This is a genomic window from Acidobacteriota bacterium (genome assembly GCA_016196035.1).
Lineage (GTDB): Bacteria > Acidobacteriota > Blastocatellia > RBC074 > RBC074 > JACPYM01.
On the sequence record JACPYM010000114.1, the window covers coordinates 90,810 to 116,671 of the forward strand.

General features: G+C 59.6%; 16 protein-coding genes. 3 read left to right on the forward strand and 13 right to left on the reverse strand.

All coding sequences use genetic code 11. From position 1 onward, the window contains the following. Nucleotides 1-42 precede the first annotated feature (42 nt). The gene (locus HY011_32360) at nucleotides 43-3,030 is read right to left on the reverse strand and encodes a CHAT domain-containing protein (GenBank protein ID MBI3427640.1); all 2,988 of its coding nucleotides are present in this window, start codon (nucleotides 3,028-3,030) and stop codon (nucleotides 43-45) included. Nucleotides 3,031-3,453: 423 nt separating this feature from the next. On the opposite strand from HY011_32360, the gene HY011_32365 reads away from it, so the two are divergent. Further along, nucleotides 3,454-3,648 (forward strand): hypothetical protein, encoded by a 195-nt coding sequence (locus HY011_32365; protein ID MBI3427641.1) that lies wholly within the window; start codon nucleotides 3,454-3,456, stop codon nucleotides 3,646-3,648. A 57-nt stretch (nucleotides 3,649-3,705) separates the two neighbouring features. Here HY011_32365 and HY011_32370 read toward each other — a convergent pair whose 3' ends face one another. The 3 genes from HY011_32370 to HY011_32380 form a co-directional block, all read right to left on the reverse strand. Then, nucleotides 3,706-4,296, reverse strand: a complete 591-nt coding sequence (locus HY011_32370) for a sigma-70 family RNA polymerase sigma factor (GenBank protein MBI3427642.1) — start codon at nucleotides 4,294-4,296, stop codon at nucleotides 3,706-3,708. Between the two features lie 476 nt (nucleotides 4,297-4,772). Beyond that, nucleotides 4,773-11,060, reverse strand: coding sequence for a hypothetical protein (locus HY011_32375; protein ID MBI3427643.1), 6,288 nt, complete (start codon nucleotides 11,058-11,060; stop codon nucleotides 4,773-4,775). A 346-nt stretch (nucleotides 11,061-11,406) separates the two neighbouring features. Next, nucleotides 11,407-12,186, reverse strand: a complete 780-nt coding sequence (locus HY011_32380) for a DUF547 domain-containing protein (protein MBI3427644.1) — start codon at nucleotides 12,184-12,186, stop codon at nucleotides 11,407-11,409. 88 nt (nucleotides 12,187-12,274) lie between these two features. On the opposite strand from HY011_32380, the gene HY011_32385 reads away from it, so the two are divergent. Together HY011_32385 and HY011_32390 are read left to right on the forward strand one after the other, a co-directional pair. Then, nucleotides 12,275-12,949 carry a TIGR04283 family arsenosugar biosynthesis glycosyltransferase gene (locus HY011_32385; protein ID MBI3427645.1) on the forward strand — a complete coding sequence of 225 codons (675 nt, stop codon included), beginning with the start codon at nucleotides 12,275-12,277 and terminating at the stop codon, nucleotides 12,947-12,949. Nucleotides 12,950-13,021: 72 nt separating this feature from the next. Beyond that, entirely contained in the window at nucleotides 13,022-14,890 is a 1,869-nt protein-coding gene (locus tag HY011_32390) for a phospholipid carrier-dependent glycosyltransferase (GenBank protein ID MBI3427646.1), read from the forward strand. A 67-nt stretch (nucleotides 14,891-14,957) separates the two neighbouring features. Here the strand turns inward: HY011_32390 and HY011_32395 are convergent, their stop codons facing one another. From HY011_32395 to HY011_32435, 9 genes are all read right to left on the reverse strand, one after another. After that, entirely contained in the window at nucleotides 14,958-15,692 is a 735-nt protein-coding gene (locus HY011_32395; protein MBI3427647.1) for an ankyrin repeat domain-containing protein, read from the reverse strand. A 249-nt stretch (nucleotides 15,693-15,941) separates the two neighbouring features. After that, the gene (locus HY011_32400) at nucleotides 15,942-16,418 is read right to left on the reverse strand and encodes a MaoC family dehydratase (GenBank protein ID MBI3427648.1); all 477 of its coding nucleotides are present in this window, start codon (nucleotides 16,416-16,418) and stop codon (nucleotides 15,942-15,944) included. 86 nt (nucleotides 16,419-16,504) lie between these two features. After that, complete coding sequence (locus HY011_32405; GenBank protein ID MBI3427649.1) at nucleotides 16,505-16,666, reverse strand: hypothetical protein; 162 nt, start codon at nucleotides 16,664-16,666, stop codon at nucleotides 16,505-16,507. Nucleotides 16,667-16,698: 32 nt separating this feature from the next. Continuing rightward, on the reverse strand, nucleotides 16,699-17,259 hold the full coding sequence (locus tag HY011_32410) for an NAD(P)H-dependent oxidoreductase (protein MBI3427650.1): 561 nt from the start codon (nucleotides 17,257-17,259) through the stop codon (nucleotides 16,699-16,701). Between the two features lie 67 nt (nucleotides 17,260-17,326). Then, on the reverse strand, nucleotides 17,327-18,079 hold the full coding sequence (locus tag HY011_32415) for a 3-oxoacyl-ACP reductase FabG (protein MBI3427651.1): 753 nt from the start codon (nucleotides 18,077-18,079) through the stop codon (nucleotides 17,327-17,329). Nucleotides 18,080-18,239: 160 nt separating this feature from the next. Further along, nucleotides 18,240-19,271 carry an alcohol dehydrogenase catalytic domain-containing protein gene (locus HY011_32420; protein MBI3427652.1) on the reverse strand — a complete coding sequence of 344 codons (1,032 nt, stop codon included), beginning with the start codon at nucleotides 19,269-19,271 and terminating at the stop codon, nucleotides 18,240-18,242. 230 nt (nucleotides 19,272-19,501) lie between these two features. Next, nucleotides 19,502-20,905, reverse strand: a complete 1,404-nt coding sequence (locus HY011_32425; protein ID MBI3427653.1) for an efflux transporter outer membrane subunit — start codon at nucleotides 20,903-20,905, stop codon at nucleotides 19,502-19,504. After that, nucleotides 20,906-24,085, reverse strand: a complete 3,180-nt coding sequence (locus HY011_32430) for a multidrug efflux RND transporter permease subunit (protein MBI3427654.1) — start codon at nucleotides 24,083-24,085, stop codon at nucleotides 20,906-20,908. Nucleotides 24,086-24,379: 294 nt separating this feature from the next. Next, nucleotides 24,380-25,675, reverse strand: coding sequence for an efflux RND transporter periplasmic adaptor subunit (locus tag HY011_32435; protein MBI3427655.1), 1,296 nt, complete (start codon nucleotides 25,673-25,675; stop codon nucleotides 24,380-24,382). Nucleotides 25,676-25,862: the final 187 nt, after the last annotated feature.

Here is a 25,862-nt window from a genome sequence, read left to right on the forward strand (position 1 = left end):
CTGTACCGCATCGCACTGTCCCGTACATCCCAATCGCGAGGTTCATAAGACATCCCCGCCAAACGTACTGAACGCCGCCCAGTAATAAGGATGGCGATACTGTGAGTTGGTGTGGTGCAACAAGTCGAGTTGCGCACGCCTCAACGCCTGAGACGCAGAATGTGTCTTGAACTGTTGATGAAAGTCAGCCATCAAGACGGCGGTGACTTCGGAATCTACAGGCCAAAAGCTCGCCACGACGGCGGGCACACCGGCAGCCAAAAAGGCGCGGCTTAAACCAATCAGGCCTTCACCACGATAAAACCGTTCGACGCCCGATTGGCAAGCCGATAACACGGCCAGGCGTGTTATCGGCAACCGCATCTGGGCAATTTCGTATGCGCGCAATGCGCCGTCCTCTTCATCGCCTTCGGCTGGTTTGGTTAGCAGCAACCGCGAATTAGCGGGGGAGTGTTGGTCAATCACCCCGTGCGTCGCCAGATGTAAAATGGACGCGCGTTTGAGTTCCGCTTTGACGGCTTGCTCAGTGGCTTGCTCAGCGTTGAGTACTCGACTGTCCGCATAATTTTGCGCCACGTCGCGCGTCTCGCTTTCAGCCGCAGCCAAATCAGCTAACTGCGGATACCTCGTTTGGTCGAAACGCGGGTTCCCCACAGCCAACAGACGATCATTGCGCTTGGCTGGCTGGCGGCGAGCACGTTCGGTACAAAGCAGGAAAACCGAAGCGCTAGGCGCGGTGATGAGCGCGTGATTTTCAATTAGGTATTTTTGTTGCCGAGCGGAAAAGAGCGCGGCAAAAGGCAGATGGTGCAGCACTTTGTCAGGCACAATGCACACAATCTCAGCCCTGGTCAGAAAGGGTTCGAGCGGCTCAAGCAGAATTTGATAGAGTTCGGCTGAAAGCGCGGCGGCCTGGCTTTGCGCAGTAGGGTTTTTCTCAGTCAAAGCTTGTAAAAAAGCGTGTACCTTTTGCTCCAGTGAAGGTAATGAAATCGCTTGCTGGTGGTGCGTTAATTCACTGGCCGAGACACCCCAAACAAGTAAACGGTCTGGCAAACAGGCAAATTCAAGCAGGCTGGTACTGTTGCCAAGCCTCCGTTGCACTGCCCTACTGTTCAATGGTTGCGAACGATCCGCTACAGGTATTGGTGCGACAGACGGTAAAGGGCGAGTGCTTTTCAGCAATTCAAGCAAAGAACGAGCACGGCCTTTCTCTGATAAGTCCAAAGCCGTTCGTACATTGTCGGCATAAGCAAAACCAATAGCGACGTCAAAGATTTCGTATTCCTTATCGAAGAAAGCTGTCCGCTCCTTTTCAGAGAAAGTCTGATTGTGATTCTTTTCAAAAATAACCAAGGCGCGCGTCAAGTCCCGTTTTGCCTGTTCAGTACGACCCAAAGCAATCTCGGTTAGAGCTTTGCCACGGTAAATCTCAAAGTCATCTGCGGTATTTTCCAATTGCCTATTGAGGCTGATGACACGCTCATAACTTTGCAAAGCGGCGGCAAAATCATCTGCTTTGCGTTGCAAATCAGCTAGAAACAAACCGCTATGGGCCTGAATACTAATTCCCTGCTTTTCGTTTTTTAGACTGGCGCCAATACTGACAGCACGTTTCAATATAGTGGTGGCTTCAGCATATCGTGCTTCTTTACCAAGAATTGCACCAAGCTGAGTATAAGTACGCGATAGTTGGAGCGCGTGACCAATTTCTTGTTCAATGCTCAGTGCCTCTTGCTGGTAGGCGATGGCTGCTGATTGAAACCCCAAGATAAATAAATTTAAGGCAGTTCGATTAGCTGTAGACCAATGCTGCTGACGGCCGTTTTTTTGTTGCTGTATGGCATTAAGCGTTTGCTCCTGATAAGTAAGCGATTGTTCCCAATCACCCAAATCGTTGCACACTATAGCCAGAGCCCCCCTACAGACGATAATCAGGTTTGTATTACTGATCAGTTTGGCGACTGAAAGCGCCAATTGGTTGGAGCGAACAGATTTATCCAGCCAATCTAGTTCTTGATAATACTCAGCAATGCCATTCAAACTTTCCCCTCTTAACCAAAGATAGCTATTGCTCGACGCCGCCAAATCTCCAAACAACTCCCGGCTCTTACGCAAATTCGATTGCCGCAAATGCGAACGGGCGAGCAAACAGGTTGTCATCTTCACTTCGCACTCATCCCGCACCTGTCGGAACAAGGCAATAGCCGTCTCGTAATTCGCGGCGGCTTTTTGTTGCGAAGTTGTGCGTAGATTTCGCCCATCATTCAAATGCTGCCGCGCGCGCAACAACAATGATTGTTGCGCGCGCGTAGTCTTCCTGTAATAGCGGGCGACATCACGCACATAAGGGTCAGTCGTTCGTTGATAAATCAACACGCCGAGACGTTCGAGCAGTTGTTGTCTGTGGGTGGCCTTGGTCGTGTCGCCGTTTTGCCGGGCGGCGAGCAATTCGTCAAGCAGGCGTTCGGTGATGCCGTTGCCGGTGGTCGAATAGGACTGGCAGAACAGGTCGAAGGTGCGTTCGTCGTTGGCCGGGTCTTTGAGGTAATCCTGATAAAGCTCGTCTTCGCTCTTTGAAATGTTGGATGGCGTTTTTTCGAGTTCGGCCAGGCGGCGGCGCGCTTCGTCGGCCCAGGGGGATTTGGGGTCGAGTTGCAGGTATTTCTTCCACTCTTCGATGGCTTGGCGCGGCAGGTACATTTCCTGCAAGCAGAGCGCTCGGTTAAAGACAGCAGCGGGATAATTGGGGTGCAGCTTCAGAGCTTGTTCAATGGATTCGAGGCTGGCGGCCAGGTGTTGCAGGCTGTCGCCGGGCTGGTTGCTGCGTTTTTCGAGCTTGGCTTTTTCGAGCAGGGCCGCGCCGAGGTCGTTGTGCAACTCGGCGGCATTGGATACAGAGGGGGGCGTGTCTTTGAGCGCGGCGTTGAATTGTTCGATGGCCTTATCGAAGCTTTTGCCGGCCAGATAGTATTTGCCCAGCGCGTGCTTATTCGCGGCGGTGGGCTGGTCGGCATAAGCATCGAGCAAGACGCGTTCGGCACGTTGGCGCAGGATGCGGGCGTTGGTGTCGGTGTCATTCGCGCCACGCGTGGGGGCATAAGGCGCGTAATCCAGTCCACCGATGCGCACGTCGAGCGTGCGTCCGCTGGCGTAGGCGCGGTTGAGCGCCAACATGCCTTCGCTTGGCCGTGGTTGTCCGGTAAAGCGCCAAAGCAGGAAGGTAGCGGCGCTGACCAGCAACAATGCGGCAGCCAGTTTGAGATAAGGGGAACGAGTCATACTGCTGAACATTTGTCGCCGCGCCGGGCGGGCCGGAAACGGGACGACGTTATTGGGTTGCGTGTGTGCGTTTGTTGGTGTCGCGGGTTCAGTGACCGCAGTTTTTGCGGCCACGGCCCGCACGGCGCGCAAGTATGCCAGTTTGGAGTTGCGCGCCGCCGTGCACAGGAAATGCTGCTCAAAGGCGGCGAGTTCCGCCGGGTCGAGTTGGCCGGTGAGGTAATCGTCCAGCAATTCCTCTTCGACCAATTCGAGTTGCGCGAGGCCCTCGTCAGTGACGAGCAACGTTTCCTCAATGTCTGCGCGGGATGCGTCTGCCAGAGTTCCGAGCAGATACGCTTTGATTTGACTGTCAGCAATCAATGACATTTCAGCAAACCTTACTTTCCCGCTCGCTGATGAATGGCGAGACAGGACAAAACATCACGCCAAAGAATGTTCAAGACAGGAATTAAGACAGAGTGCGAGCCGTTGATTGAGCCGGAAAATGCGATTGCGCAAGGCGTTTTGGGTCAGGCCGAACTGCGCGGCCAAGTGCCGCCGCAAATCAATCTTTTGCTGTTTGGCCTCGCGGTAATAGCCCAGCACCAGCGCCCGGTCTTCGGCGGGCAATTGGGCCAAACACTGTTCCAGGCACTGATGGCGCTGTTCCGTTTCATGCTGATGCGCCTCTGCGCTGAGCGCCACATCGTGCACGGGACGCAGGGGTTCGGCTTTTTGCGTGGCCCGCAAATGGTCGCGGTAAATGTTTTTGGCGATGCCCAGCAGATAGGCCAAGGGTGTGGCTTCGGGCGGAATGTCGGGCAATTTGCGGATGGCGCAATCAATCGTTTGGTCAGCCAACGACTCGGGGTCAGAACAGGTGCGTCCGGCAAAAAAGAGCATTAACCGCCGCCGGGCGGATTCATACGCTTCGCCATTCGCCGCCTGCTCCGGCGTCAGCCATGCGAGAAAGGCGCGCAAATCCGCCGCGTTGATTTCAATGACATCACTCTCGCGGGTTCGTCTGGTCATAATGGCCAACCACGGCCAGAACTAGCCGATCTTAAAGAAATTCGTCTATGTGCTTGATGAATATGAAGGAAACCCAAATCAGACGGGCGGGAGTGTAGGGGAAGCTGAAATTTTAGTCCAGAGTTTCCACACGCTTGCCCTTTCGTTAGTGCTGGCGGTCACTGAGGCGGATGAATGTTGCGCCTGACCAGTGACCCCATCAAGCTAAAAATGAGGGATACGACAGCGTAGGGGCAGACCTGCGTGTCTGTCCCGGTGGCGTCAAACCTACTCGAGGAGGTCTTCCCCGACCGGGGCAGACACGCAGGTCTGCCCCTACGCTGTTAGTTGTCCCCGCTCTGATGTCCAGCAATTTCAAGTTGACAAGACAGTAGGCTTCTTATGCCTATTTTGAAAAGCCCGCCCATAAAAAAGGACGCGGCAAGCCTTTCGGCCTCCCGCGTCCTTTTCTTTTCCGCCGTTCAAAGCGGCCGTGTTTAATTCCCGGCCGTGAAGCCACCGCAACGGCTGTTCGGTTCATTGCCGTTGATCAGATCGAGGATGACCGCCAGTTTGCCCATGTCATCCGCGCGGTTTTCGGTCAGCGCCGACCGCGCCTGATTCAGCAGATCGCCGATGGTCGTGCTGACGTTGACCGTGAAGCCGTTCGACAACTGCACGGACGTGATATTGACACCGTAACAGCGCAACTGACCACTCAGCACCCCCGCCGAGGGGAAGGGACCTGAAACCGCCAGCAGGCTGATTTGCGCCGCGACGTATTCGGCGTTGAGTTGTGCGAGCGTCGAGCGGCCCCCCTGCAAAGCGCGTTTGACATCAGCCAGATTGTCTTGAATCGAAACCGGCTGGTTGAAATTCACGCCCGCGATCAGCACCGAACCGCTCGGCAAGCGGCTCATGTTCAGCACGTAATAGACCGGCGATTGGAAACAGATCGCCTGACACGGCGGCGCGCTATCAATCGTCAGGCTCACGGCGGTGGATGATCCGCCGCCAGGGCCGGGGTTGAAAACAGTGATATTCGCCGCGCCCGTATTGGCGATGTCAGAGGCCGGAATCGCCGCAATCACCGAGGTATTGCTGATAAACGTCGTCAGCCGGTCGGCCCCGTTCCAACGCACGACCGCGCCGGGCACGAAGCCAGCGCCAGTCACCGTCAGCGCAAAAGCCCCGCTGCCCGCTTGCACGGCGGCTGGGTTGATCGCGCCGATCTGCGGGGACGGATTGTTCACCGCAAAGGGCAGCGCATTGGACGCGCCGCCGCCGGGCGCGGGATTGACGACCGTGATGCTGAGCACGCCGCCCGTCACCAAATCGGTGTCGGTCAGTTGCGTGGTGACTTGCGTCGGGCTGACAAAGGCCGTCTCGTGCGCGACGCCGTTGACGTTCACGACCGCGCCGTTAAAAAAGCCCGTGCCGTTCACCGTCAACGCCAGACCCGCGCTGCCCACCAGCGCCTGATTGGGGCCTAGCGAGATCAGCGTGGGGCGGCCATTGACGACCGCAAAGCTGGCTTGGCCAATTTCCGCCGTGCCTACTGGTGAAGTATAAAACACGCGCAGCAAGTAATTCCCTGCGGCGGGCAGCGGGCCAAAGCTGCTGCTCAGATTCCACGGCGTCAGCGCCGCTGTGCAAGCCTGCCCCGGGTTGGAAGTGCTGATGCGCACTTCGTTGCCGGCGATGGAAACCTGCGGATTTTGCGGGACGCAGCCATCCGGCCAGACGCCGGAAAGTTGCGCGGTGAGCGTGTCGTTGGTCGTGGGCGCGTTCGGCGTCAGCGCGATTTGCGCCGCCGGTAATTGGCGAATGGTGAACGCGGCGCTGTTTGAGGTGCCGCCGCCGCCGCTGACCGAAGGCGGCGTAAAAACCGTGACCTGTGCCGTGCCGCCTTGCGCCAAATCCGCCGCCGGAATTTGCGCGGTGAGCTGCGTGGCGCTGAGGCGCGTGGTCTGACGATCCGTGCCGTTCCAGCGCACGACCGATTCGGTGATGAAGCCCGTGCCATTCACCGTCAGCGTGATGCTCGCCGCGCCTGCAAACGAAGCGTTCGGGCTGATGTTGCTGATAACCGGCGCCGGATTGGGCGGCGGGACGATGTTGAAAGGCAGCGCATTCGAGGTGCCACCACCGGGCGCGGGGTTGACGACGGTCACGTTGGCCGTGGCCGCGTTGGCGACATCCGCCGCCGCAATCTGCGCGACAATCTGGGTGGCGCTGATATACGTCGTGGCGCGCGCTTCGCCATTCCACTGCACGCGCGAACCAGCGACGAAGTTGGTGCCCGTGATCGTCAACGTAAAGGCCGGGCCGCCCGCGAATGCCTGATTCGGATTGAGCGCGGTCAGCGCCGGCACGGGATTGGGTTCATTTTTGACCGTGAAGGCCAGGGCCGCCGACGTGCCGCCACCCGGTGCGGGCGTAAAGACGGTCACTTGCGCGGTGGCGACTTGCGCCACGTCCTGCGCATTCACGACTGCCGTCAATTGCGTCTGCCCGACAAACGTCGTTAACCGATCCTGCCCGTTCCAACGCACGACCGACGCGGGCGTGAAGCCGGTGCCGATCAAGGTCAGCACGAAGCCCGGACTGCCCGCCGCCACCGAGTTGGGCACCAGTTGCGCCAAGACCGGCGCGGGGTTCGTCACGGTGAAATTCACCCCGCTCGAAAGTCCGCCGCCCGGCGCGGGGTTAAAGACAGTGATGGCGAAAGCGCCGCCCGTGATGACGGCGGCGGCAGGCAGTTGCGCGTTCAATTGCGAGTTGGTCACAAAGGTCGTCGGCACGTCATTGCCGTTAAAGCGCACTTGCGAATTAGCGGCAAAGCCGGAACCGTTGACGACCAAAGCCACCGGCCCGCTACCTGCCACGACAGTATCGGGATTGCTGCTGCTGATGCGCGGCGCGGGGTTGGTGATGGTGAAGGCGACTCCACCAGAAGTGCCGCCGCCCGGTGCGGGGTTAAAGATGGCGACTTGCGCATTCCCGCCGGCCACGATGTCGGTGGCTGGGATTTGCGCGACGAGCAAGGTTTCCGAACCGAAGTCGGTCGGGCGATCCTGCCCGTTCCAACGCACGACCGAACCTTGCACGAAGCCTGTACCGCTGACGATCAAGGTGAAGCCACCCGTCCCGGCGAGCGCGGAGGTCGGATTGATCGAGGTAATGCGCGGCAACGGATTGCGTTTGCGCACTTCAAGCGGCAAGACATTCGACAATCCGCCACCCGGCGCGGGATTGGAAACCTGCACTTGCAAGGTCGCAGCGACGGCGACGTCATTGGATGTCAGCGCCGTCGTCAATTGCGTCGCGCTGATATAAGTCGTCTGGCGCGCATTGCCATTGATGATGATCTGCGAACCGCGAATGAACCCGGTGCCGGTCACGGCCAGCGTCACGCCGGTCGTGCCTTCGCCAACGATATTCGGCGTCAGGCTGGTCAGCACCGGCACCGCGTTGATGATGTTGAGCGTCACGCTGTTGGACGTGCCGCCGCCCGGCGCGGGATTGACGACGGTAATCGCCAACGTGCCAGCCGAAGCAATGTCATTGGCCGTCAATTGCACGGTCAGTTGATTGGCGTTGACGAACGTGGTGGGCCGCGTTTCGCTATTGCCGTTCACCCGCACAAACGAGCCTGCGACGAAGCCGCTGCCGTTGATCGTGAGGGCCAGCCCATTCGCACCCGCCGTCGCGTTGGGCGGATTGAGCGACGTAATCGCGGGCACAGGGTTGGGCGCCTGCGTGATGTTAAAGGTCAGCGGATTGGATTCGCCGCCGCCCGCCGGTGGCGTAAACACCGTCACCGCAGCCGTGCCCAGACTGGCGATGTCCGCCGCCGTGATTTGCGCCGTCACTTGCGTGCTGTTGGTGAACGCGGTCGGGCGCGCCTGCCCATTCCAGCGCACCACCGAATCGCTGACGAAATTGACGCCCGTCACGGTCAGCGTGAAGGCCGCACCGCCCGCCGTTGTGCCATCGGGGCTAAGCGCCGTGATGCGCGGCAAGGGCCGCGCGCCCTGATTGATCGTGAAACTGATTTCGTTTGAAGCCGCGTTGGCCGCCGGGCTGAACACAGTAAGTTTGGCCGTACCCACGTTGGCAATGTCCGCCGCCGTGATCTGCGCCGTGAGTTCGGTCACGCTGACCAACGTGGTCGGGCGGGCTTCGCCATTCCAGCGCAAGACCGAATTGGCAGAGAAATTCGTGCCCGTCACCGACAGCGTAAAGGCCGGGCCGCCCGCCACAGCCGAACTCGGACTCACCAGCGTGATCGTCGGCGGCGCGAACGTAATCGTCAGCGGCAATTCGGTTGAAAGGCCGCCGCCCGGCGCGGGATTAAACACGCGAATCGTCGCCGTGCCGCCATTGGCGATGTCGGCTGCCGTCAGAGCCGCGCGCAATTCGGTGGCTGACACATACGTCGTGGGCCGATCCTGCCCATTCACGCGCACCACCGAGGTCTGCACGAAATTCGTGCCCGTCACCGTCAGCGAGAAAGCTGCCCCGCCCGCCGTCACGCTGGCCGGATTCAACGCCGTCACCGTCGGCACGGGATTGGGCGGTTGCGTGATGGTGAAAAGCTGCGCGCTCGAAACGCCGCCGCCGGGCGGTGAGTTGAAGACTGTCACCGAAGCCGTGCCCGCGTTGGCGATGTCCGCCGCCGTGATCTGCGCTGTAAGTTGCGTGCCGCTGACAAAGGTCGTCGGGCGCGCTTCGCCATTCCAGCGCACCACTGATTCACTCACAAATCCTGAACCGTTAACCGTCAACGTGAAGGCCGCGCCACCCGCCTGTGTTGTGGTCGGACTGATGCTGGTGACGCGCGGAATTGGTTTGGGCGCATTGACCGCAAACGTCAGCACATTCGACGCGCCACCGCCCGGCGCGGGATTGGTCACGATCACATTGAAGCTGCCCGCCGTGTTCAATGCCGAAGCCGGCAAATTCGTCGTCAATTGCGTGCTGCTGACATAGAAAGTAATGCGGTCAACGTTGTTGAATTTGATGACCGCGCCCGGCACGAAATTCGTGCCCGTCACCGTCAGGGTCACGCCCGGCGTGTTGGTCGCCACCGAAGCCGGAGTCAAACCGGTCAGCGTCGGCGCAGGGTTGTTGACGTTCAGTGTCAGCGCATTGCTGGTCAGGGCTTCGGGCGTGCGCACCGTGATGCTGAGCGTGCCGGTTTCGAGTATGTCCACCGCCAGCAGCGTCGCGCGCAATTGCGTGGCACTGACGAATTCGGTGAAGCGCTCCGAACCGTTCACACGCACCGTCGAACCATTCGTAAAATTCGTGCCGTTGACCGTCAGCGTGAAATTGTTCCCGCCCACCAGCACATTGAGCGGATTGAGGGACGTGAGGACGGGCGCCTGCCCAGTGACCGGCGGATTGAGCGTAATCACGCCTGCCATAAACGACGCAGGCAAGGTGGCCGCCTGGTCATCCACGACCGCGCCATTGCTAAACCCAACCGTCGTCGAATTGAGCGTGCTCGCGCCGGGCACGTTAAAGGTCAAGGTCAGAAATTGCCGCACGCCAGCGGCGAATTTTTGGCCGAAGGGCAATGACAGATTGACGATCACGCGGCCATTGGCGGCATCGTTGGCATTCACAACCACTGTCGCGCCCGCCGCATCCGCGCCCGCCACCGCGCCCACAAAGGTTAATTGCGTGGGATCGAAATTGAGCGTGAAGCCGACCGCGAATTCGGTGCCCAGCGCCGTCAGTTCAACCTGGGTCGAACCATTTTGCCCGCGTTGAAACGTGGCGGGCAGAATGCGCACGGCGCGCGTCTGATCCGGCGACACGGTTTGCGCGAGCAATGCGCCCGCGCCATTCAATAAAACCACGGGCGCACTCGGCCCACCGGCGGCCATTGGCGCGTCCAGCCCCGCCGCATAACGACCAGCCTGCACCCAATCGGCCAGCGTCACTTGTCCATCGCCCAAGGTCGCACGCGGCGCGCAATCGGCGCGTTGAAATTCAACGCCGTTGGCGGGCGTCTCCAACTGCGCGGCAAAGCGCCCCAACAAGGCCCAATCCGCCACCGACAACACGGCATTGCCGCCCGCTTCGCGCGGGGCCACATCGGCTTCCAAACCCGCCTGCACCGCGACCAGCCCGTTGACGAAGCCGGTCGAGATGGCATTCGCACGCACATCCGCCACGTACCGCGCGACAGGCTGATCATCGAATTCGAGCGGCAAGGTCGCCACATTTAGTTTCGGCGAGATGCTGAATTCAATGTTGACCAGCGTGCGCAACCCGGCGGCGAGTTGTTGCCCCTCCGCCAACACCAGTTGCACACCCAGGCGGCCCGCTTTGATCTCGTCTGTATTGACCGTGAGCGTCGCGCCCTGCGTTTCGGCGGTTACGCTGACTTGGGGTTTGCCGAGCGCGGTGGCGTCAAACCGCAAGCTGAACGCCAGACTATGTTCGTTGCCTGCGGCGTTGTATTCGACCGGCACGGTCACCTGACTGCCCGGCGCGGCACTGGTCGAAACCAAACGCATTTGGCGTTGCGCTTGCGGCGCGGCACGCCGTGTGGGCGCTATCGCCAGCCTGAAAGGCGCGGACGTGCGCGCCACGAAAGTTTGAAACTCTTGCATAGCGTGCGTGACGGTCGCCGCCGCAAAGGCCGTAGGATGAATGCCGGATATTTGCGCGCCGCTGGCCAGCGCCAAGACGCTAAACAACCCCGCCACCAGGACAAGGCGTGATTTTGACGACACCGCTGGCCGCGTGTGCTTTACCACGTTAAACATAAGAGGCCACTCCTTCCTCAATCAATCTCAAAAATAAACAACTCAAGGGCGAAAAATGAATTCAAGGATTGAACTAACAATCAGCATTGACCGCACTGGGGCAGCGCGGAATTTAACAGCCATACTCAGGGCGTACTGGGGGTAGGGTAAACGATGACTGCTCTAAAAGAACCGACTGGAAATTTATTTAATGGGACACGGGCGATTTTGGGCTGTTGGGAATATACCCCGAAACCTGAAGTGATGCTAACGAATTAATGTGGAACATCCGGCCGCGAAGTTTCTGTCTTTGAAAGATTAATCCGCGCTCGCACACGTCCACACGTGCAGGCTTGCGCCCGCCAAATCAACGCTGCTCGTTCAGGCTTTTGTCATAGCTGAAATACTTCACGCTGATCTCATGCAACGGCGCTTTCGCCAACGCCTCGCGCTGCGGGGCGTCCAGGTATAGCAAGATGTATTGCGCGATGTGCGGCTGGGTGAGGCCCTTCTGCGTCTTCAGGTAATTCAAAAAATCGTCGGCGAACCAGTCAAAAATTTTCGAGATGGTCAGCCGCTTGGCCGCCGCGTCATATTGCACGTTGCGTGAATCATTCAGAAAACGTTTGGCCGCCCGTTCCAACACCGCTAATGTTTGGCCCGCTGGAATCGCCCCCTGCCACAAGCCCGGGCAACTGCGCGCCGCGCAATTCAAATAAAAATGCGCGCGCGGGTCTTTGAACTGCGGGCGGATAATCTGATGCTCCAGATACTCTAGCGAAGATTTTTTGCCGCCCATTATGATCTCGTGATTTTTGAACTGCCCGATGAAATTCCACATTTCGTTTTTGGCCGGATAAGCATTGGCCGCGTGATAGAGCACCCAGGCGTTATAGGCGGTCAGGTAATACCGCAGCCGTTCGTCCGGCTCGCTGATTGCCAGCGGGTCAGCCGCGCCCAATTGGTCTACAAAGCCTTTCAACGCCCCGAGTTCTTTTTTCAAACCCGCATAATTGACCAGACCGCGCGCGTCCACATAGGTGCGCAGCAGTCGGTCATACTCGGTGTAATTCTGGGCGCGGGCCACTGGCACGCTAACCAGCAATAAGAACCCGCACAAAACTGCTTGAGTCAATCTGTAAATCATCTATGCTCCTCCTGCAAAATTCGCGGCGGCAAAGATAATGGCCGCGCCTGAAGCATACCGTATCGCAAGCTACGTTGACGACCATCCCATGTGCCTCTCGATTATCATCCCGACGCTCAACGAAGCCGCCATCATTCGCGCCGCCGCCGCCGCGCTCGCCCCCTGGCGCGACCAAATCGAAATCATCATCGTTGACGGCGGCAGCACCGACGAGACCGTCGCCCGCGCACAGGGCTGTGGCTTGTCCGTGCTGACCGCGCCACGTGGACGCGGCACGCAGATGAACGCCGGGGCACAAGTCGCGCGCGGCGACATCCTGCTCTTCCTGCACGCCGACACGCGCTTGCCGGACGAAGCCCCGGCGTTGATCGCAACGGCTCTCGCCGATCCTGCCGTCAACGGCGGCCATTTCAGTTTGCAATTTGACGGCGGCACGCGCGCGGCCCAGTGGCTGACCTGGCTGTATCCTTGCTTGCGGTTGGGCGGGATGTGTTACGGCGATTCGGCCATCTTCGCGCGGCGCGCCGTCTTTGAAAGACTGGGCGGCTATCGCGACATGCCGCTGTTTGAAGACGTGGATTTGTTCAAACGGCTCAAACGCGCGGGCCGCTTTGTGCACTTGCCCGCCCGCGCCACGACTTCCTCACGCCGCTTTGAAGGGAGGTTCGCCCGCACCTTTGCGTTGTGGTCGTGTTTGCAGGTGTTGTATTGGTTAGGGGCACCGCCGCAACGCTTGGCGCAACTTTATCGCGTGGCGCGCTAACTCCGCCGCTACCCGTCGCGAAGTTTTTTTTCAACGCCCGAATTTCTTCGATAAAGATTTTCACGCTGACTTATGCGTAAAGCTGAATTGCTTTTTGCCTTCTCACATTACGGCGCGCTGGCTGGTTTGGCGTTGTGCGCTTACGCCTTCGGACGCCGCGCGTTGCGCCATTTTCAATTTGCGAATGCTGCGGAACGCATCGCCTTTTCAACCACGCTGGGGCTGGGGCTGAGCGCGCAGGGGGTGTTTTTATTGGGCTTGCTGCGCGGGCTTTATCCGGCCTTGTTAACGGGCGCGTTGTTGGCAGGACTGGTTCTTTGTCATTCCGTCTGGCGCACGTGGCTGCGGGAAATCGCGGCTGGCATCAAGCCGCTGGTCGCCAAAGCGTCGTGGCGCTGGCTGGCGTGGCTTGGGCTGGCACTGTTTTTGGGCTGGTGGTTTCAGCAACTCTGGCAGATTCCGTTATATCCGCCCACGGCCTTTGACGCCACGGTCTATCACTTGCCGTTGGCGAAGCTCTATGCGCGTGAACATCAATTGGTTTATGGCACGTATCTGCGCGTGCCAGTGTTTCCGCAAAACGTGGAAATGTTATTTACCCTGGCCTTGTTACTGTATGACGATGTTTTCGCGCAGTTGATTGAGACGTTAATGCTCGGTCTGGTGGCGTGTGGATTATTGGCGTGGGGCAAACGTTTTTTGAGTTTCTCCGCCGGCGTTTGGGCCTGCGCTTACCTGTTATTCAATCCGTTGCTGATCTGGCTGGCGGGTGCGGCCTACATTGATTTGGGCTTGATGGCGTTTTGCTTCCTGGCTTGTTACGCGGTTGAAGTCTGGCGGCGCACCTTCGAAGCACGCTGGTTAATGCTGGCTGGAACTTTTGCGGGACTTGCGGCGGGGACAAAATACACGGCGTTATTTATCGTCCTGGCGCTGACGCTCGCGGTGAGTTGGTTTGGCTGGCAGAAATTCGGACGTGCCGCGCTTTGGCAATGCGCCGGGAAATTTGCTGTTGTGGCGGCGTTGGTGGGTGCGCCCTGGTATCTCAGGAATTTTTACTACACGCATAATCCGATCTTCCCTTTTCTCAATTCAACCTTTCTCGCCTGGTTTGGCCCAGCGCGCTGGCGGGTCGAAGACAAAATTGATTTAGGCCTTGCCGCCCCGTCCGGCATCCCTTACCACTGGTTCGCGGCCTTCTGGGAAGCGCCGTGGAAACTCGCCTTTCAGCCCAGCAGTTTTTTTATCGAAGCCCGCCTATCGCTGCCGTTTTTCTGCTTGATCCCGCTGTTGCTGTGCCTTGCCGTATGCCGCAAACAAATCACCTGGCTGTGGTGGCTGGTGTACGCTTACTTGGTCTTTGTGTATTTGCTGGCGCCGCAAATGCGCTACTTGTTGGTGATCCTTCCACTGGTGGCGTTAATGGCGGGACAGACCACCGATTGGCTTTGGCATTCGCCGTGGTTGCGCCCGCGCCAGCGCTGGCTGGGCGGCGTGGTTGCGCTGCTATGTGTGATCAGTTGGCCTTTCGCCGCGCGGCGTTTGCAACAAGCCTGGCCCGCCGCACAACTGCCCGTCACGACGGGACAGCGCGCCGCTTATCTCAGCGCCTTGCATCCGGCTTACGGCGCCTATCAATGGCTCAACCGCACGCGCGGCAGCAACTATGTTCTTTACGCCTTTGGACAGGATCGGCTGACCTATTTTGCCGATGGGACGGTGATGGGAGATTTTTTTGGGCCGGCGGCGTATCGCCGCATCCTCGAAAATCAGCGCGACAGCGCGGCTTTATTCCAGGTCTTGACGCGCCTGGGCGCGGAGTATTTTTTGGTGGATGAGAACCCGCAGCTTCAGCCGCTGGCGCGCGATGAATTTTTCGCGGCGCATTTCAAGCCGGTCTTTCAACAAGGCGCGGTGGTGTTATATCAGCTTCTCCCGTAATGGCGCGCTTGATAACCATTGTTGGATTTGAGCGCCACCGCCTCATGCAGCGTTCGGCGTCTCGCAATTACGCTGTTTCCGTTTGGAGTAGTTCTCGAATCCAATCGCTCTTCGCACATGCCAGCACCGTTTTGCCTTTGCCATCCTTGAGCGCAGTGCTTACCCCAAACGAAAGAAAATCTCGGATGATCTGGCGCTGTGCAGCGCGCGCCGCTGCCGTTCCGGAACCACCGCGACCGGTATCCTGTACCGCCAGGTGAAAGGGCGTCGAACCGGGCTTGTTCTGGCGTGTCGCGTCGCTGCCCGCCTCGAGCAGGAAGCGCGTCGCGGCGGCGCAGCGCGTCCGGACGGCGCGGTGCAAGGGGGTCGCGCCGTTCTTGTCCTGCGCCTGCAAGTCCGCCCCTGCCTCAAGCAGGCATTTGAGAGTCTCGACTTGCTGCATTGGATCCCACACAGCGCTGGCTAGATAACCGTCCGCCGCATAGTGGAGCGGGCCGCTCCAGCGCTGGTTCTTTGCCGAGTTCGGATCCGCTCCCGCCGCCAGCAGCATGCGCACGATCTCGACGCGATACCCGGCGGCAGCCAAATGCAGCGCGGTATCACCGACGTATAGCCAGTGAAAAATCTTGGCCTCATGCAGTATCGCTTGGCGGACGCTTGCAGTCACAAGCGCAGGATCGGCTTTCAACATGGCTTGGACGACTGCGCGGTCGTCATCAAGTATGGCGTCAAGGAGTGTGTCCATAATTGGATTCTTTGGGAACTTTACGTTACCAGGTCGCAAAACTAGATCGGTTTTCATTTGCGTGTACGGTAGGCGCGCGGCTTTTGCCATACACCGAAGTGAAACGCCGAAGCGCCGCTTGCTCACGCGCGCGGTACTGTCCCGCTGCGCGGCTTTTGCCATACACCGAAGTGAAAACCGATCTAAACATTGCCAATACAGTTCGTCCACGCACCAAGCTTCACCGGGTTCAAGCAAACGAATCAATGGATGTTTAGTCTTGTGGTGTCATCATTCACAGCTAATAAGACCGATTTCGCGCTAAGCTCATTGTGCTTGATCGGTCGCGTCCGGGCGGCGCGAGACGACGCATTTGACGGTCAGGCTTTGCACCACTTCGCCGCGCTGATTCAGCGTCTCGCTGCGCACGGTGACCATTCCACGGTCAGGCCGTGAGCGCGAAGGAGTGACTTCCAGAATTTCGTTCTCGACGTGCAACGTGTCGCCGGGCCGGGTCGGACGCGGCCAACTCAGTTCCCCGCCCGCGCCGATAATGCCGCCGCGGATCGGCAACCCGCTCTCGACCTGCAAGCGCATGGTGAGCGCCGCCGTATGCCAGCCGCTCGCCGCCAGCCCGGCGAACAAACTGTCTTTCGCCGCATCGTCATCCAGATGGAAGGGTTGCGGGTCGAACTGCTGGGCAAAGGCTTTGATCTGCGCTGCGTCCAGCGTATGCGTGCCGCTGGTGAAGCGCTGACCGGGTTGCAAGTCTTCAAGAAAGAGTAATTGGTTTGAATCCATCATCCTGCTTTAACGATAACTCCTTTCCAGCGTCTTCATACTCTTCTCAATGGGCCTTTCACAAGCCGCCTGCTTTGTTTGGGTCTTCATCAGCCCTCGGTGATGATTATGCATGAGCGCCGCGGGATTTGATCGGTCGTGACAATGCCAAGCATGACGAAAAGCGCCAGCACGACGAGTTGCGTGAAGACGAACGGCGATTCGGATTGCGTCGGCGCCAGCGCCTGCAAGGCCGGCGCTTGTCGTTGCATTTTTCTCCCTCCTTCTGCCAGCGGTAGTGAACTCAAGCTTTTCCGTGGCGTTGCGTCCACGCCACGAGATTCTGTAACAACTGCCGAATGAACTCTTGCGTCGGCTCATCCGTCAGATTTCCTTCCTGATCGAAGCGCGTGTGAGCGCTGCCGATCATCACTTCGGGTTGATTGATGGGAAACATGTTCAGGAACACCATGATCTGGCGCAGATGGTATTGCGCCCGCACCGTGCCGAACGTCCCGACCGATGCGCCCATCAGCGCCGCCGGTTTCCCGTTCCAGGCGCTGTCGCCATAAGGCCGCGACGCCCAGTCAATCGCGTTTTTCAGCACACCGGGAATGGAGTAGTTGTATTCGGGCGTCACGAAGAGAATCGCGTCCGCCGCGCGTATCCGCCGCTTTAGTTCGACGACTTTGGCGGGCGGATTTTGGTCTTCGTCCTGATTGAAAAGGGGGATGCCGTCCAGTTCGAAGATTTCGAGGACTGCGCCTTCGGGCACCAGTTGGGCGGCAGCGCGCAGCGCGGCGCGATTGTACGAGGCGCGCCGCAAACTGCCCGCGATACCGAGAATGTGAATGGGTTGCTTCATCAGAGGTTCTCCTTTTGGTTGTGATGCAATGACCGCCGCCCATGGTGTTGCGCGGCGGTCGTGATGATCAGGCCGCAAAGCCGCCATCAATCTTAAGGTTTGCCCCCGTGATGTAGCCAGCCTCGGCGCTCGCCAGATATGCCACCAGCCCGGCGATTTCCTCCGGCTGTCCGTAACGATGCAACGCCATGATTCCTTTCAACGTGTCGGCAAAGGGGCCATCCGCCGGGTTCATTTCGGTGTCCACCGGGCCAGGCTGAATGTTATTGACCGTGATGCCGCGCGGGCCAAGATCACGAGCCAGGCCGCGCGTGAATCCGGCCACCGCGCCTTTGGTCAGGGCATAAACCGAACCGCCCACAAACGGCATCAGATCGCTGTTGACGCTGCCGATGTTGATAATGCGTCCGCCGTCGCGCAGATGAGCAACGGCTGCGCGCGTCATCAGAAACACGCCTTTGATATTGATGGCGACGATCCGGTCGAACTCTTCAATCGAAAACTGGTCAATCGGCGCGAGCGTGGCGATGCCCGCGTTATTCACCAGAATGTCGAGCCGCCCGAACGTCTCCACCGTTGCGGCGATGGCCCGTTGCACGGCTTCGGCATCGGCGCCGTCGGCGTGGATGGCGCGGGCCTTGCCGCCCGCCGTTTCAATGGCGCGCACGACTTCCTCGGCCTTTTGCGGCGAACTGGCGTAAGTGAACGCGACCGCCGCGCCATCGGCAGCCAGGCGTTGCGCGATGGCCGCGCCGATACCTTTTGAGCCGCCCGTCACGACGGCCACCTTGCCCGCGAGTTTCTTTGGCTCTGTAGTCATACTGCTCCTTTTGTTTTTGCGATATTCGCGCGTTTCAAACGGCTTTCCCACTACGCCTATACTATGCGCAAAGCTTGCGCAGGACGAACGCCAATCAATAACCGGCGACTTCAATGACAGCATTTGGCAAAGGCCTGCGGGGCTTCTTGCGGCAACGGCTTCACATTGTCAGCACGACGCGGAACTCGGCGTCGCCGCTCAGCATACGCGCGTAAGCCTCCGCCGCTTTTTCGAGCGGATAGGTTTCAATCATGGGGCGCACGCCGGTGAGTTCGGCGAAGCGCAGTGTGTCCTCGGCATCAATCGGTGTTCCCGAGGCCCAGCCTTGAATCGTTCGACTTCCGAAAATGAGCTGTACCGGCGTGACCTCGATGGGGGCCAGATCCGCGCCGACGACCATGAGCTTGCCGTTCGGCCCCAGACCATCAATCAACTCGGACATCGCTTTTGAGCTTGGGGCGGTGGCTAGAATGACCTGTGCGCCGCCCAGCTTTTGCAATTCCTCGGCAGCGTTCGTCGCTTTGCTGTCTATGTACACGTGCGCTCCGAGTTGCTTGGCGAGCGCCGCATTCTCAGGCCCACGCCCGATGGCCGCGACTTTATAACCAGACTTGTTCGCGAATTGAATTCCGAGGTGACCCAGACCGCCGATCCCCTGCACCGCGACAAGGTCGCCGGGGAACGCTCCGCTGTGCCGCAGCGCGTTGAAGGTGGTAATTCCAGCGCAGAGCAGCGGTGCTGCTTCGACATCACTTAGACTCTCTGGCACCGCGACCAGTGCCTCCGCTGGAGCCACCATGTATTGCTGGTAGCCGCCGTCATAGCTGATGCCCGCTATTTTCATATTCCGGCAATTGCCAAAATCTCCGCGCCGGCACGCTGTGCACGTGCCGGCGTGGCCGCCGTGCCAGCCGACGCCGACGCGCTGTCCCATTGTCCACGCGGAAACACCAGCCCCCACTTCATCAATGATGCCTACCACCTCGTGTCCTGGAACACGGGGATACTGAATGCCAGGCCAGCCGTCTTTTGTGAGCACATCGCTGTGGCAGACGCCACAGGCCTGCACCTTGATGCGCACCTGCCCTGCCTCGGGGGTGGGAATCTCGCGTTCGACGATTTGAAAATCGGCTCCCGCCTTAGGAACCTGCGCCACCTTCATTGGCGCTGTTGCGACTTTTGCCGTTGCCATAACTCCTCCTATGAATTTCCAGCCATTGTTGAAAAGCACACGTTGCTACCTTTGTGCTGCTTTATCTACTAATCGGCGGCTCTTTCACCGCTTCTGCGACTTCAGACTATGAACTTTCGGAACAAGCGATACATCACGAAATCGAATGGTTTTTCGCTACCACTTTCAAGAGTATGGAGACATCCCACTATCGTGGTACTGCGGTGCGTGTATGCCGCGCGGTCTTTGATTTACCGCCAGCCACCCCCCAGCGCGCGGTAAAGCTGCACGACCGAAAGCAATTCGTTGCGGCGCAGTTGCGCTAGCAGCAGTTCACCCTGAAACAGATTGCGCTGCGCGTCGAGCACTTGCAGATAGCTGTCGAGGCCCCCGCGATAACGCAGCGTCGAGAGATTGACCGTGTCCTGCAAAGCTTTGACCAACTGCTCTTGCTGCCTGCGCTCTTCGACGGTCTGGCGATTGGCGACGAGCGCGTCAGAAACCTCGCGGAAGGCGCTTTGAATCGCGCGCTCGTAGCTGATGAGCGCTTCCTGTTGCAAGGCTTCGATCAGTTGCACGTTGGAGCGAAGGCGGTTGGCATTGAAAATCGGCACGGTCGTCACCGGCGCGAATGTCCAGGTGCGCGCAGGGCCGGTAAACAAGTCCGAGAGCGCGCGGCTCTGCACGCCGAAAAGCGCCGTCAAGCCGATCTGCGGAAAATACGCTGCCCGGGCTGCGCCGATACGCGCGTTGGCGGCGATCAGTTGTTGTTCCGCCGCGCGAATGTCCGGGCGGCGTTCGAGCAACGACGACGGCAGCCCGGCGGGTATGGACGCAGGCGCAGCGAGTTCGGCCAGCGTCTTGCCGCGCGCGATGTCACCGGGATTGCGCGCGGCAAGCAGGCTAAGCAGATTTTCGGTTTGTTCGATCTGTCGCGTTACTGAAGCGAGCTGCCGCGTCGTCGTGTAAAGAAACTGCTCCGCCTGCCGCACGTCCAGCCGTGTGGTGACGCCTTGCCGTAAGCGCAGCGTGGTGAGTTCCAAGCCTGCTTCGGCAATGGCCTTGGTCTGACGAGCGATCTCCAGTTCCGCATCGAGTTCGCGCAGGCTCAGGTAATTGCTCGTCACGTCGCTGATCAGCGTCGTGACGACGCCGCGACGCACTTCTTCGCTCGCCAGATATTGCGCGCGCGCCGCTTCGGTCAAACGACGCAGCCGGCCCCACACGTCGAGTTCCCAAGCCAGCGCGAAACCGGTTTGCGTGAACTCCACTGCGGTATCGGCGTCGCGCGGCACGAATTTGTTCGCGCCAATGGCGGAGGTGCGATTGGAGGTGGGCTGGCCGTTGGCGTCGAACGTCGGCAACTGGCTGGCGCGCGTGACGCCTAGTTGCGCGCGCGCTTGCAAGACACGCGCGGCGGCGATCCGCAAATCATAATTTTGCGCGAGCGCAGCGGTGACGAGTGCGGTCAGCCTCTCGTCCTGAAACAACGCCGGCCAGTTCGTGTCGGCGAGTGAAATGGCTGGCTCGGTCGTTTCCGGTGCGCCGCGATATTGCGGCGGCGCGGGCGCGGTGGGCCGTTTATAATTCTTGCCCGTCAGGCAAGCGCTCAACGCCGTCGCCAGCAACATAACCAGCAGGATGCGCAGCTTCATTCAATCCTCTCCTTTTGATGCGGCGTGTGCAGGTACAACGGGCACGGCCTGCTGCCCGCGCGTCTGGCGTTCGGCAAAGCCTTGAATCACGACGTAGAGCACCGGCACGATGAAAATCGCCAGCAGCGTCGCCGCCAGCATGCCGCCGAAGACTGCCGTGCCCAACGCGCGCCGCGACGCCGCGCCCGCGCCCGAGGCGACCACCAGCGGCACAACGCCGAGAATGAACGCAAATGACGTCATCAAAATCGGACGCAACCGCAGCCGCGCGGCGTCCATCGCGGCAGCGAGAATCGGCTGGCCCTCTTCATGTTTTAGCTTGGCGAATTCGACGATCAGGATGGCGTTTTTGGCGGCCAGCCCAATCAACGTGACAATGCCGATTTGCGTGTAGACATCGTAGGGATACGAGCGCAGGAAGACCGCCAGCAGCGCGCCGAACAAGCCGAGCGGCACGGCCAGCAGCACAGCGAAGGGAATGGACCAGCTTTCATAGAGCGCCGCCAAAAAGAGAAACACTAACAGCGCCGCAAAGCCGAAGATGTAGATTTCGCGGCCTTCGGATTGTTTTTGCTGATAGGTCGTACCCGTCCATTCGTAGCCGTAGCCTTGCGGCAAAGTCGTGCGCGCTAGGTCTTCCATCGCCGCGGCGGCCTGGCCCGAACTGTAACCGGGCGCGCCCGCCCCGTTGATCTTCGCTGTGCGATAACGGTTGTACCGGTAGATCACCTCCGGCCCGCTGACCGATTGGCTGCTGACCAACGTGCTCAACGGCACCATCACCCCCTGCGCCGAACGCACATAAAAACGATTGATCTCTTCAGGCCGGGTGCGGAACTCCGGTTCGCCCTGCACCAGCACGCGCCAGGTGCGGTTGAAGCGGTTGAAGTCGTTGACGTAAAGGCCGCCCAAAAATGTTTGCAGCGTGTTGTAAACGTCAGTCACGGGAATGCCCAGCGTTTGCGCTTTGTCACGGTCAAGCTGGACGGAAATCTGCGGCACGCTGTCGCGGAAGCCGGTGCTAACGCGTGTCAGTTCGGGCCGCTGATTGGCCGCACTGATCAAGCTCTGCGTCGCTTCAGCCAATTGCCCGATGTCGTTGCCCGCGCGGTCTTCGAGCATGAATTCAAAGCCGCCTGACGGGCTCAAGCCCAGAATCGGCGGCAATCCGAAACCGAAGATGATCGCGCCTTCGACTTGATTGAACTGACGCTGCAATCTGCCCAGCACCCCGTCGAGTTGCAGATCTGCGCGCTTGCGCTTGTCCCACGGGTCGAGCGTGATGATGATCGTTGAGACATTGGAATTGCTAGTCGAACTGGTGATGTCAAAGCCGCCCAGCGTCGTCACGTTCTGCACACCGGGCGTGGCTTTGATGATCTCTTCGACGCGCGCGGTGAGCTTCTGATTGCGTTCGAGTGACGCACCATCGGGCAACCGAATCGCGGTGAAGATCGCGCCCTGATCTTCGTCGGGCAAAAAGCCTGTCGGCAACGCTCTGAACAATCCGCCGGCCAGCACGAAGAAAATCACGAGCGCGAGGATTGCCAGCGCCGCCCGGCGGATGAGCAAACTCACGCCGGAAAGATAACGCTGCGTTGTCCACTCAAAGGCGCGATTGAAGCCCGCGAAGAATTTGTCCAAGAGGCGCGTCATACGGCCTTTGGCGGCGTCAGGCCGTTGCGGTTTGAGGATGAGCGCGCTGAGCGCCGGACTGAGCGACAGCGCACTGAACGCCGAAATCAACACCGACACGGCGATGGTCAGCGCTAACTGCCGATAGATTTGTCCGGTGATGCCGCCCAGAAACGCGACGGGAATAAAGACCGCCGCCAGAATAAACGCGATAGCGACGACCGGCCCCGAAACTTCTTCCATCGCGCGCAGTGTGGCTGCGCGCGGCGCGAGGCCGGCATCAATGCCCTGCTGCACGGCTTCGACGACGACGATGGCGTCGTCCACGACAATACCAATCGCCAGCACCAGCCCGAACATGCTCGTCATATTGATCGAGAAGCCGAGCGCGGGAAATAGCGCGAACGTGCCGATGATCGAGACCGGCACTGTTAGCAGCGGAATCAACGTCGCGCGCCAGCTTTGCAAAAAAATAAAGACCACCAGAATCACCAGCAGCACGGCTTCGATGAGCGTTTGCACGACCTCTTCAATCGAAGTCGTGACGAACATCGTCGAATCATAGGGAATGGCATATTCGACGCCAGCAGGAAACCGCTGCTGCGCTTCGGCCATGTAGGCGCGCACGCGCTTGCCGGTCTCGACCGCGTTCGCGCCGGGCGCAAGATAGACCACCATCAACGCCGCCGGTTTGCCGTCGAGCCGGCTGAACGATTTGTAATCCTGCGCGCCCAACTCGACGCGCGCCACGTCTTTGACGCGCAGCAGCGAACTGTCTGGTTGCGCGCGCACCACGATGTCGCCGAACTGTTCCGGTTCCAGCAAACGACCGCTGGCATTGACCGGGTACTGAAAGTCCACGCCCGCGGGCATCGGCGGCTGGCCGATGGAACCCGCCGGGTTCTGCCGGTTCTGCGCGCTGATGGCAGTTGCCATATCGGTCGCCGTCAAGCCCAGCTTCGCCATCTTGTCCGGGTTGATCCAGATGCGCATGCCGTAATCTTTGCGCGCCACCAGTCGCACATCGCCCACGCCAGGCAGGCTGCCCATCGCATCGAGCAAATTGATCGTCGCGTAGTTGTTCAAAAACAAATCGTCGTAGCGCCCGTCCGACGCCGTCAACAACACGGCCTGCAAAAAGACCGAAGAGACTTTTTTGACTGTCACGCCCTCACGTGTGACTTCGGGCGGCAGCGATGGCGCGGCCAGGCTGACCTTGTTCTGCGTTTTGACGACGGCCAGGTCTATGTCGGTGCCGAGTTGGTAGGTCACGTCAATCGTCAGCACGCCGTCGTTCGAGCTGCGCGAAAAGAAATAGAGCATGCCGTCGAGGCCGACCAACTGCTGCTCGATGGGTTGCGCCACGGTCTTTTCCAAATCAAGCGCGTTGCCGCCGCGATAGCTGGCGATGATCTGCACGACGGGCGGCACAACGGGCGGATACGACGCGATGGGCAAACTCGGAATCGCCACGCCGCCGATGATAACGACGACGGCGGCGATGACCATCGCAAACACGGGATGGTGGATGAAAAACTTCGCCATAATTCACTCGCTGAATCGGACAGGATTTTCAGGATTGACAGGATTAGATCGGTTTTCACCACGGTATACGGGAAGTACAGTACCGCGCGCGTCAGCAAGCGGCGCGTCAACTAAGGCGGACTGGTACAACAGCGGCGTCCCCGCTTGCTGACGCGCGCGGTACCGTACCAGCACCCGCACGCCCTACCAGATACGCAACTGCAAATCGCTCTAGTCAATCGTCATTCGCGTTTTAACTTTTGCCGCATCCTGTCAGTTCTGAACATCCAGTTAATCTCGTCTGTTCCGCTGGGGCTATTGCGGCGCGGACGCCTGATACGGTTTCGGCTGTACGACTGCGCCGGGCCGCGCTTTCTGCAAGCCTTCGACAATCACGCGGTCGCCGGGTTTGAGTCCCTGCATGATGATGCGCCGCTCGCCCACGCGCTCGCCCGTGACGACACTGCGCGCGAGTACTTTGTTTTCCGGCCCCACGACCAGCACCGATTGCGCGCCCTGCAATTCCTGCAGCGCGCGCTGCGGCACCAGGATGACATTGGTGCGTTGGTTATTGCTGAAGCGCACGCGGCCAAACTGTCCCGGCAATACGTTCAAGTCAGGATTGGGAAAGGTCGCCTGCAATTCCAGCGTGCCGGTCTTGGGGTCAACCTGATTGACGGCGTTTTGATAATGACCTTTGTAAGGATGCACGCTGTTGTCGGCGAGGATCAGTTCCATCGGCACGCGCGTGGCGGCCTCGCGGTCGGCGCGTTTGACGAACCTGAGATGTTCGGCTTCGGCGATTTGAAAGCGCACCCAAATCGGATCGAGCGGGATGAGCGTCGTCAGCGGCTGCGGCGAACTCTTGGTCACCAGCCCGCCCACCTGAATCAGGCTGTCGCCGATGCGCCCGCTGATCGGCGCGCGGATCGTCGCGTAATCCAGATTCAATTCGGCCTGGCGCAAGGCCGCGCGCACCGCATCGAGTTGCGCCTGCGCGGCGTCTACCTGCGTGCGCGTGGAAAGCCGCGCTTGCTCGACGCTGGCGCGGCGCGCGTTGACGTTGGCTTCGTTGACCCGCACGGCGGAACGCGCGTTGTCCAAATCCTGCTGCGGCGCGGCCTCTTTCGCGGTGAGCGGTTCGAGCCGCGCCACGTCCTGCTCGGCTTTGGCGAGATTCGCTTCGGCCTGCGCCAGATCGGCTTCCGATTGTGCCAGCGCGACCTGCTTGCGCGCGAATTCCAAACCCGCTTCGGCTTGCGCCACTGCCGCTTTCGCCTTGGCGACCTCGGCTTGATAAGGCCGCAGGTCGAGCACGTAAAGCAGCTCGCCTGCCCGCACCTTCGCGCCGACGGCAAAGCTGCGCTTTTCAATGTAGCCATCCACGCGGCCCCGCACTTCGACCAGATCACGCGCAAAGGTCTGTGCAACGTACTCGCTGTAAATCGGCGTGTCTTCGAGCGCGACCTCAAGCACCGACACCACCGGCGGCGGCGGCGCGGCGGCCCGACCCGGCGCGGTGTTTCTCCCCTTGCAGCCCGCAAAACTGAGGCTGGCAAAGCAGAGGGCGTAGAACATGACGATGGTTTTCGAAACAGTTTTTGACCTCATTCAACCTATCACTTCCTATTCGGAAATGTGTGGCGTATGGGACAGGCCCATCACCTTGAGTCACCCGTCGCCGCGATTTTGCGTGGCGACGACCATATCAACTGTGATTGTTATGCTCATAGGTCAGCCTCTCTCGATTACCATCTACCGCGCGGCAGGATGTCGGTTAAGGACGCGGCTGACCTGG